Here is a 5,324-nt window from a genome sequence, read left to right as displayed (position 1 = left end):
CGGCGCGCCCGCGCCGCCCGGTCCGGCCTCCGCGCCGCGCTCCCTCTCGGCCGGGTGCGCCCCGGGCGCGGGCCGCGCCGATGGCTGAGGATGTCGATCAGGAGAGCAAGACCGAGGCCGCCACCGAGCGCCGCATCCGCGAGGCGCTCGACAAGGGCGACATCCCGTTCTCGCGGGAGGCGCCGGTCTTCGCCTCGATCCTCGGCCTGCTCATCGGGCTCGGCCTGTTCGCGCGCGGGCAGGCCGCCCAGCTCGCCCGCGAGCTGGCGCCCTTCTTCGACCAGCCCCGCGGCTTCGCCCTGGAGAATGCGGGCGATGCCGCCCGCCTCCTGCAGGCGACGGCGACGGCCGCCGGCCGCTTCCTGCTGCCCTTTTTGCTGCTGCTTGCCGCCTGCGGGCTCTCCGCCTCGATCCTGCAGAACGTGCCGCGGTTCGTCGCCGAGCGGATCCGGCCGAAATGGCGCAACGTCTCGCCGGCCTCGGGCTGGAGCCGGCTGTTCGGGCGCTCGGGACAGGTCGAGTTCCTGAAATCCGTCCTTAAAGTCCTCGGCGTAAGTCTGGTGGTCCTCCTGCTCCTGCGCTCGGAGCGCGAGAAAGCCGTGAATGCCATGTTCGTCGATCCGAGCCAGCTGCCCGAGCTGATCCTCACCATCTCGATCCGCCTCGTCTCGGCGGTCTCGATCGCCACCATCGTCATCGTGGCGGGCGACCTCGTCTGGGCGCGGCTGCGCTGGCAGCGCTCGCTGCGGATGTCCCATCAGGACATCCGGGACGAGCACAAGCAGGTGGAGGGCGATCCCACCGTGAAGGCGCGCCTGCGCTCGCTGGCGCAGGACCGCTCGCGCAACCGCATGCTCGCGGCCGTGCCCCGCGCCACCGTCGTCATCGCCAACCCGACCCATTTCGCGGTGGCGCTCCGCTACGAGCCCTCCGAGAACCCGGCCCCCCTGGTCCTCGCCAAGGGCCAGGACCTGATCGCGCTGCGCATCCGCGAGATCGCCGAGGAGAACGGCATCGCCGTGATCGAGGACAAGCCTCTCGCAAGGTCCCTGTACGATGCTGTGCAGGTCGATCAGACGATCCCTGCCGAATTCTATCGGGCCGTCGCCCAGATCCTGTTCTTCCTGTTCGCGAGGCCCCGATGAGTATTCCGGCCCACGATGTCAGCCAGGGACGGGCCGCCCCCCCGGACATGCTGGAAGCGGTCGAGCGCGTCTTCGCCACGGAGCTGCGCGACTTCATCGCCGAATTGTGCCTGCTCGACGGCGGCGTGCTGATCGGCTGGGTCCGGGGGGAGCATCACGGCAACATCGCCGACCTCGTCGCCTCCTCCGCCGAGCCCTTCTTCAAGGACGCCACCCTCGCCTACGCGGATGCCGCCGACGTGAGCCTCGCCTGGGGCCGATCCATGCAGGTCGTGCTCGACATGGAGTTCGTCACGAAGCCCGTGACGGTGTTCTTCAAGCTGGTCCTCGACGGCTATTTCGCCGGGATCGCCATCCAGCGCATCCTCGCCGAGAGCGAGCCGCCCTTTTCCCTCGACGGCTTCGCCCGTGCCCTCTCGGAGGCCCGCCTGAACCGCGCCCACGCCTGAGGGCCGGCCCGCTGCGGATCCCCGCCTCGACCCCGTCCTGACGTCTCCGCCCCGCGGGCGCCGCAGGACGGGGACGGTATGACCGGCGACTCCTCCCGCGCGGGACGCCGCCTCAGGCCGTCCGGTATCGAGCGCGCTTTCGCGCCGGCGGGGTGGCGGGAATCCGCGCATGGCGGCCCCCTCGGGCAGCCCCGCGCGGCGTCGCAGCCCGAATCCGCTGTCCCGGGAGCGATCGCCCGATCCGGTCGATTGCCGTTCCGCCCGAATCAGCCCTTGCCCCGGCGCGCAGGCTGGCCGGATCCTGCCCGGACCCGTGCGCGTTCAGCGGTCATGGCCCGGCTCGGGCCGGCGAGAGATGGACGTTTTTGGTTCATATGGCCCACAGGCGCGCAACACCCCCGGAAAAATACGCAGGGCAGGCCGCCTCTGTCATTGACCTGCGCCATCCGTCGAGACATCCAGAACTGTCGAACGGGACGCGCCAGAGATCCGGCGCATCCTGCTGCGGCCAGCATTGTTACGCCAGAAAAACCTAAGTCGTGTTTTCAGGAAAAGTACTGCGTTGATCGCAGCGATGACGGATAAATCCTCGTGCTGCGCCGGGGGCTGTAGCGGATGTACTGCTTGGTCGATGCGAGAGAAGCGGTCAATGCCGGTTACGCGGCAAGCTTCGATCGCGAGGGTGTCTCGGCCTTCGGGCTCTCGCCGGACGAGTTCGCGAGCTGGCTGACGAGCGCCTCGCGCAACGACCTCGACGCGGTGCAGGGATTCCTGCTCGGCGACTTCGACGAGCGGGCGAAATGCGCCGGCCTCATCCGCAGGCACTCGCGCGCGCCGATCATCGCGCTGGCCGACCAGCGCTCCCTGGAGCAGACCCTGGTCCTGTTCGATGCCGGCATCGACGACGTGCTGCCCAAGCCCGTGCACGTGCGCGAGATCCTGGCCCGCTCCGAGGCGATCTGGCGCCGCGTGAACGGCGGCGCCCTGCCCGTGGCCGCCCACGAGGCCGCGTCGCGGCCCGAGCGCCTGAAGGTGTTCTTCGACGGGCGCGACCCGGAGATCGATGGCGTGACCTTCCCCCTGCCGCGGCGCGAGCGGCACATCCTCGAATATCTCGTGCGCAACCGCGGCCGGCGGCTCACCAAGGCGCAGGTCTTCAACGTGATCTACGGCGTCTACAGCAACGGCGTCGAGGAGAGCGTGGTCGAGGGCCACGTGAGCAAGCTGCGCAAGAAGCTGGTCCAGCGGCTGGGCTACGACCCGATCGAGGCCAAGCGCTACATGGGCTACGTCTACGTCGGATAGCCCCCGCCGGAACGGCCTGGCCGCACGCGCCGTCGCTTTTTGACGCTGCGCAAAATCGCCCGCACGAGCGCGGCGTAACCTTGGCCCGAGGGCTTCGCGGAGGCGGTCTTCGCGCAGCACCCCGATGATCGCTTCGAGTCCGGGCCCGGTCCGGCCGCGCGTCCGCGTGCGGACCGGCCCGCCATCCGGCCTTGCACCGCGCGCTCGGGGATCTGTCGGGGATCGGCCATGACGCGTCTCGCCTCGGTTCAGTCCATGCGCGCGCTGGCGGCGCTCCTCGTCGTGCTGGTGCATTGCGAGCCGGCCCTGTCGCTGATCGGGCTCGATGAGCGGGTCGTGGGCGCCGCGGCGGTCGGCGTCGACCTGTTCTTCGTCATCAGCGGTTTCATCATGATCTACACCACGGACCGGACCGCGCCGGCCCCGGTCGACTTCATGATCGACCGCATCGCCCGGATCGTGCCCCTCTACTGGCTCCTCACCGGCGCGACCTTCCTCATCGCGCTGTCCATGCCGCGCCTCCTCGGGGCGACCCAGGCGAACGGCGCCGACCTGCTCCGATCCCTGCTGTTCATCCCCTATGTCCGGGGCGACGGGCTGGTCTATCCCGTCCTGTATGTCGGCTGGTCGCTCAACTACGAGATCCTCTTCTACCTCATCGTCGCGGCGAGCCTGATGCTGCGTCGCCCGGCGGCGCGCCTGGCCGTCGCCGCGGGCGCGATCGTCGCGCTGGTCTGCGCCGGGCTCCTGCTCGATCCCGACCGGGGCGCCATGCGGTTCTTCACCCGCCCCCTCATGCTCGAATTCGTCTTCGGGATGCTGCTCGCGCGGGTCTACGACCGCTTGCCGAGCAGCCGGCGGGCGGCGCGCCTCGCGGCGGGCACCGCCGCCATCGGGGTCGTCCTGCTGCTGCTGGCGCCCTTCGCGCCGTCCTTCGTCCTGCCGCCTGCGGGCCTCGCCGCGACCCTGCTGCTGGCCTCCGTGCTGGTGATGGAGCGCGGCGGGCTCGCGCCCGATTGGCGAGCCCTCCTGCTGATCGGGGATGCGAGCTACGCGCTCTACCTGACGCATTCCTTCGTGGCCCAGGCGGTGTTCAAGCTGTCCGCGGCCCTGGGCCTGCTGACGCCGGCCCTCGCCCCGGCGCTGGTCGGCCTCACCTATCTGGCCGCTTGCGCCGTGGCCGTCCTGGTCTTCCAGGCCGTCGAGAAACCGATGACCCGAGGGACGCGGACCCTGCTGGGCCGGTGGAGGCGGACCATGCGCGCGGGCGCGCCTCGGGCCGGGCTGCGGGAGCGGCCGGTCTATCCCGACTGATCCCCGGTCCCGCGTCCCGGCCCTACTGGCAGAACGCCTTCGCGCCCGGGGTCCAGTTGCCGAAGCCGGTGGCGACCATGTTGGTGATGACCCGGCAGACGTAGAGCTTCTGGGCCGGGTTGTTGTTCGGGCCGGCATGGTAGCGGGCCACCGCGAGCGTCCAGGAACCCTCGCGCTCCTTCAGCTCCTTCAGGAAGCGGGTGGCGTACTCGACGTTCTGGCGCGGGTCGATCATCGCCTCGAGCGAGGGGAACTTCGCCCGGTGGTAGTGGTGGTTGATCTGCATGCAGCCGAGATCGACCAGGCGGATGCCGCTGGCCTGGGCCTCGGAGAGCTTCTGCATCACCTCCTGGGCGCTGGCCCCGAAATAGGCCCGGCCCTGGATGTTCATGGCATAGGGCTGCAGCGAGCCGCGCTTGCCGCTCTCGGTCAGCCCGACCGCGTAGAGCATGCCGAGCGGCACGCCGTGCTTCTGCGCGGCCTGGGCCATCTGCTGCTCGCAGACCCGGCTCGCGACGCTCGGCGCCTGCGTGCCGCCATGGGCGAGTGCACCACCATGGGCGAGCGCGCCGCTAGAGATACACGCCGCCGCGAGGCTCGCCAGACGCCGTCTCATGTCCCTGGTCCCTGCTGCGTGCCGGATCGTCCGGCGTGACGGCCCCGCGGCGGCCCGGCTGGTCGCCCGGTCCGCGCTCGGCGCCCGATCCGGAGCCGGCGCCACCCGCTCCGGTCTCCGGCCCCTGGAAGGCCCCCTGGCCGCGGCTTCCCGGCCCCTGCTGGTCCGCCGGGCCGGATTGGATCGTGACGATGTCGGGCCGGTAGCCGGCGCCGCGCAGGAGCTCGCCCAGCGCCTCGCGATCCTTGCGCAGGAGGTCGGCGGTCTCCTCCCGGCTCGCCTGAAGGTTCATCTCCAGGCGCCCGTCCTGCAGGCGCATGCGCACCACCACCGCGCCGAGATCGGCCGGGTGGAGCTGGAGCGTGAGAAGGCGCAGCGGCCCCTCCGCCTGGCCATGCCCCGCGGCCTGCCCGGCCATCTGCGCCGACGCGGCGGCCGGCGCCTCCGCGGCCACCGAGGCGGCGATCTGACGGAGGGTGGCGGCCGGCAGGCCCG

At 71.0% G+C, this 5,324-nt stretch carries 6 protein-coding genes; 4 read left to right on the top strand and 2 right to left on the bottom strand.

Going from position 1 to position 5,324, the window contains the following annotated elements; translation table 11 throughout:
• The first annotated feature begins 80 nt into the window (after positions 1-80).
• From flhB to MET9862_RS28280, 4 genes are all read left to right on the top strand, one after another.
• Positions 81-1,145 carry a flagellar biosynthesis protein FlhB gene (gene flhB / locus MET9862_RS28295; RefSeq protein WP_142586217.1) on the top strand — a complete coding sequence of 355 codons (1,065 nt, stop codon included), beginning with the start codon at positions 81-83 and terminating at the stop codon, positions 1,143-1,145.
• Complete coding sequence (locus tag MET9862_RS28290) at positions 1,142-1,594, top strand: BspJ family T4SS effector nucleomodulin (protein WP_244612949.1); 453 nt, start codon at positions 1,142-1,144, stop codon at positions 1,592-1,594. The genes flhB and MET9862_RS28290 overlap by 4 nt, the downstream gene beginning before the upstream one ends.
• A 615-nt stretch (positions 1,595-2,209) precedes the next feature.
• Positions 2,210-2,899, top strand: a complete 690-nt coding sequence (locus MET9862_RS28285; protein ID WP_142586216.1) for a response regulator transcription factor — start codon at positions 2,210-2,212, stop codon at positions 2,897-2,899.
• A 228-nt stretch (positions 2,900-3,127) separates the two neighbouring features.
• Positions 3,128-4,213, top strand: coding sequence for an acyltransferase family protein (locus MET9862_RS28280; protein ID WP_142586215.1), 1,086 nt, complete (start codon positions 3,128-3,130; stop codon positions 4,211-4,213).
• A 22-nt stretch (positions 4,214-4,235) separates the two neighbouring features.
• Here MET9862_RS28280 and MET9862_RS28275 read toward each other — a convergent pair whose 3' ends face one another.
• Together MET9862_RS28275 and fliK are read right to left on the bottom strand one after the other, a co-directional pair.
• Complete coding sequence (locus MET9862_RS28275) at positions 4,236-4,829, bottom strand: transglycosylase SLT domain-containing protein (protein ID WP_142586214.1); 594 nt, start codon at positions 4,827-4,829, stop codon at positions 4,236-4,238.
• A partial coding sequence (fliK, locus tag MET9862_RS28270) for a flagellar hook-length control protein FliK (protein ID WP_142586213.1) occupies positions 4,786-5,324 on the bottom strand: 539 nt, incomplete at its 5' end. The genes fliK and MET9862_RS28275, both read right to left, overlap by 44 nt.

The sequence above is a fragment of the Methylobacterium symbioticum genome (genome assembly GCF_902141845.1).
In the GTDB taxonomy this organism is placed as follows: domain Bacteria; phylum Pseudomonadota; class Alphaproteobacteria; order Rhizobiales; family Beijerinckiaceae; genus Methylobacterium; species Methylobacterium symbioticum.
This window is presented reverse-complemented; position numbering and strand designations above follow the sequence as displayed.